The following is a 3,988-nucleotide window of genomic DNA, read 5'->3' on the forward strand; positions in this document are numbered from 1 at the left end:
GCCCAGCAGCGGCTCCTCCTCCTCACGCAGGGTGTCGAACGCCGCCCGGAAGGCCTCCACCTCAGCCGCGGACCAGCGGCGCTTGCCCGTGTCGAAGCGGAAGGTGACGTTCACCTCGCGGCCCTTCAGGGTGTACTCGGCAGAGTAGGTGGCCGGACCCATCTTGCGCGTGAAGTCCTTGGGCAGCGGCTTGGGCGAGTAGCCCGGCGGCGAAGCCACCCGGTAGCGCAGCTCGGCGGAGTAGGGCTCCAGCAGCACCAGCTCGCCCTGGCGACGGGCCCTCGGCTGCTCATCCGTGGATTCCTCCAGCAGGTGGTCCGGCAGCCGCCCAAGGAGGTACGCCCCGCCCAGTCCCACCGCCGCCTCCTTGTCGTCCGTGTAGCCGCGGCTGGCCTCCTCCACCTCCAGCTCCACGCGGAAGGGCTTCTCCAAGGCCTCCAGCTCCTGGGGAGTCAGGCGCTTCACGTTCGAGGCGGCGAAGGCACTCTTCACGTACTCCACATAGCCCTCGCGCACGCGGGAGGACTCGCTCTGTGCGAAGTGCTCGCGGTATGAGGCCGCCACCGTGCCCGTGGACTCCTTCACCTCGACGATGCGAGAGGGGCCGCGCTCCGAGAGGAACACCTCGCGCGCGGTGACGGTGCGGTTGGCGGACGGCGGCAGCTCGGGGGTGCGCACCAGGCCCTTCGTGTCCGGGCTGGCCACCAGCGCCAGCCGTCCCTGCGCCATCACCGGCAGCTGCCCCGGTGGGCTGAAGGCGTCCGTCGCGTCGATCCACAGCGCCGGCGTCCCAGGCACGTAGACGATGGCGTGATCAAAGAGGCCGAAGCCCGGCAGGGACTCCTGCACATCCTCCAGCCCCGTGCGCAGCAGAGCCACCGAGGCTGGCATGCCCGAGGCCCGCAGCAGCCCCACCAGCAGCGTGGACAGATCCTTGCAGTCGCCATAGCGCCGCACGAGCACCTCGGCAGGCTGGCGCGGGACAACGGCGGCCTCGCCGAACTGGAGGCTCGTGTAGCGCACCTGCGAGTGGATCCACTTCATGAGCTTGCCGGCCGCCACCTCGCGGCGCTTCTCCCCGCCGAGGATCTCCTTCGCGGTGCGCTCCAGGTCCGCGCCGGCCAGCTGCGCCTCCACCGTCTCGTGGTAGCGGCGGGCCAGGTCGCTCCAGGCGCGGCCGGTGGAGAAGGCCACATGGGGCCAGCTCACGGCGTCCGCGGGCAGGAAGGGCTCCAGCCCGGACACGGGCTCCAGCGGGCCCTGCTCGAAGAGGAGTCGGGTGCGCCCTTCCGCCTCCACGCGCCGGGGCTTCGTGCGCAGGCCCCGCGTCACGAAGTGCAGCGGGCGGCCCTGGGGCACCTCCAGCGTGAGGCGCACCCGCCGCACCGGCACCTCCTTGCCGAAGAAGAAGCGCCGGGCCGCCCCGCTGGAGAAGACGCTCTCCCTCTCTCTCGAGGTGATCAGCTGCTCCACCACGGCGCCCTCGGTGATTGCGGGCAGCGGGCCGCGCAGCACACGCCGATCGGACAGCGTCTCCGGCTCGCTGTCCGCGGGGGTGGAGTCCACCAGGGTGGAGGGATCCAGCGCATGGGCCTTCCCGTCCGGGGTGATGACGCGGGCGCGCACCTCCGGGCGCTCCTCATGCCAGGGCGCGTAGCCCACACCCACCGTCGCCCAGCCCTTGGCGCCTTCCGGCGTCAGCACGCGGTAGACGAGGCGCGAGGTGGAGGTCTCCCGGCCCTGTGCGTCATAGGCGAAGGAGCCTTCCTCGAGGAGCACCTCCACCCCCGCCCCCTCGGGGGTGGGCAGCGCCGCTGCGGCGCCTGCGAGGGCGGACGGATCCGCGGAGAACGGGGGTGCATCCCAGGGTTCGGCCGCGAAGGCCGGCAAGGAGGCAAGCACGACAGCAAGGACGAAGCGCATGCGAGTCCCCACTCTTGCACTCTCCTCCACTCGCCGGGAGAGGGGGAGGGGGCACTTTCCCACACGGGGGACTGTCTGTAGGGGGTGGAGAATTTCTATACTCCACCACCCCTCTCCGGGCCTCCTGTCCCCGCCCGGGGGGACTCACTCATGGTCCGTCGTCTCAAGCTGTTCTGGAAGCTGGCCCTCATCGCCGTCTTGATCCCGGTGTCAGTCGTCCTCGTGGTGCTGGTGGCACTGCGCGGGACGTGGGCGCTCCAGTCCGATCACGACAACATGTACGACTTCATGCTGGTGCCCCTCGTGGCGCTGGAGGAGGCCAACGCGCACCGCGAGGCCTTGTCCGGAGAGCTGCGGCTGCTGGCCCGGCTCTCCCCCAGCAGCGAGGAGCGCACCAAGCGGACGGCGAGGGTGCGGGAGCACGAGGAGGCGCTGCTGGCCTTCATTGCCCGATACAAGAAGGAGTGGCTCTCCACGAAGCGGGCCGACTTCACGGACGTGCTCTCGAGCCGGGGGGAGGAGAAGCTGCAAGTGGACGAGGCCTCCGCGCTGGAGCTGTTCGACGTGGCCTATGCCAGCTACCAGCCCCTGAGGGACCAGGTCCTCAAGGGCGGAGTGGGCACCGCGGAGGTAGGGACGCAGCTCGAGGGGGCCCTGACGCGCCTGGTGGAGTCGATGAGCTGGCTGCAGGCCCTCAACCGCCGGTTCGCGGAGCTGTCCAACAAGGACACCCAGTCCTCCTTCGTGCAGCTCCGGGTGCTGCTGCCGCTGCTCGGCCTGGTGCTGAGCGCCCTGGGGCTCATGCTGGCGTGGTGGATCTCTCGCGTCATCATCGAGCCCGTGGCGCGCCTCACGCGGATGACGTTGCGCCTCTCTCGCGGCGAGCTGGAGCTGCTGGAGGAGGGTGAGCAGGCGCTGGACCTGGAGGCGGACACGCAGGACGAGATCGCCCTGCTGCTCCGCTCCACGCTGGACATGGCGCGCTCCATGCAGCAGATGGTGGCCATGGCGGTGGGCCTGGCCCATGGCGATCTGACGGTGCGGATGATGCCGCGCTCGGATCAGGATGCGCTGGGCAAGGCGCTGGGAGAGGCGGTGGGGCGGCTGACGAAGATCGTCGCCGAGGTGCGCGCCGGAGCCGCCTCGCTGGCCTCGGCCTCCGCGCTGCTGGCGGCCTCCTCTCAGGCGCTGGCGCATGGCTCCAACGAGCAGGCCGCGATCACCGAGGAGAACGCGTATACGCTCAAGGAGATCAACGCGGCGGTGCTGCGCAACACCGAGAGCTGCCGGAAGATGGAGGAGGAGGCGCGGGTGGGTGCCCTCAACGCCGAGCGGAGCGGCAAGGCGGTGGGAGAGACGGTGGATGCCATGCGGAGCATCTCCACGAACGTCTCGCACATCGAAGAGTTCGCGCACCAGACGAACATGCTGGCGCTCAACGCCGCCATCGAGGCCATTCGGGCCGGGGAGCATGGCAAGGGCTTCAGCGTGGTGGCCGGCGAGGTGCGCCGGCTGGCCGAGCGCAGCAAGTCGGCGGCGCGGGCGATTGGAGAGCTGGCCATCAAGAGCCGGGCGGTGGCGGAGGAGTCCGGCCGGCAGCTGAGAGACCTGGTGCCCTCCATCCGGCGCACGGCGGACCTGGTGCACGAGGTGGCGGCCTCGACGCGCGAGCAGTCGACGAGCGTGGGCATGATGAGCGAGGCCATGGCGGCGGTGGAGCGCGCCACGCAGGCCAACGCGAAGTCCGCGGAGGGGCTGGCCCGGGAGGCGGACGCGCTGGCCGTGCAGTCGGACGCGCTGCGGCGGCTCACGTCCTTCTTCCGCGTGGGGAGCCTGGAGGGGATCGATCTCAGCGGGCCCTCTCAGCTGCCGCCCGAGCCTCAGCCGCCGTCCCCGCTCGACATCACGGCCATGCCCATGGTCGAGGGCGGGGGCGAGCCGCCGCCTGGCGGAGCAGCCCAGAGCCTCTGAGCTCAGGGAGCCGCGGGCAGGTGATCGCGGATGACGCCGAGCCAGTAGTCTCGGCCGTAGTACTGGGTCATTGTGCCAGCGGCCTGCGCTCGAA

The 3,988-nt window shown here is 70.8% G+C and carries 2 protein-coding genes; one reads left to right on the forward strand and one right to left on the reverse strand.

All coding sequences use genetic code 11. The annotated features are described in order from the left end of the window. The coding region (locus tag VD972_RS18070; RefSeq protein ID WP_324988632.1) for a DUF3857 domain-containing transglutaminase family protein at nt 1-1,923 on the reverse strand (1,923 nt) is incomplete at its 3' end. A gap of 150 nt (nt 1,924-2,073) precedes the next feature. Between VD972_RS18070 and VD972_RS18075 the strand changes: the two genes are divergently transcribed. Continuing rightward, nucleotides 2,074-3,894, forward strand: coding sequence for a HAMP domain-containing methyl-accepting chemotaxis protein (locus VD972_RS18075; protein ID WP_324988634.1), 1,821 nt, complete (start codon nt 2,074-2,076; stop codon nt 3,892-3,894). Nucleotides 3,895-3,988: the final 94 nt, after the last annotated feature.

The sequence above is a fragment of the Hyalangium sp. genome, from assembly GCF_035629615.1.
In the GTDB taxonomy this organism is placed as follows: domain Bacteria; phylum Myxococcota; class Myxococcia; order Myxococcales; family Myxococcaceae; genus Hyalangium.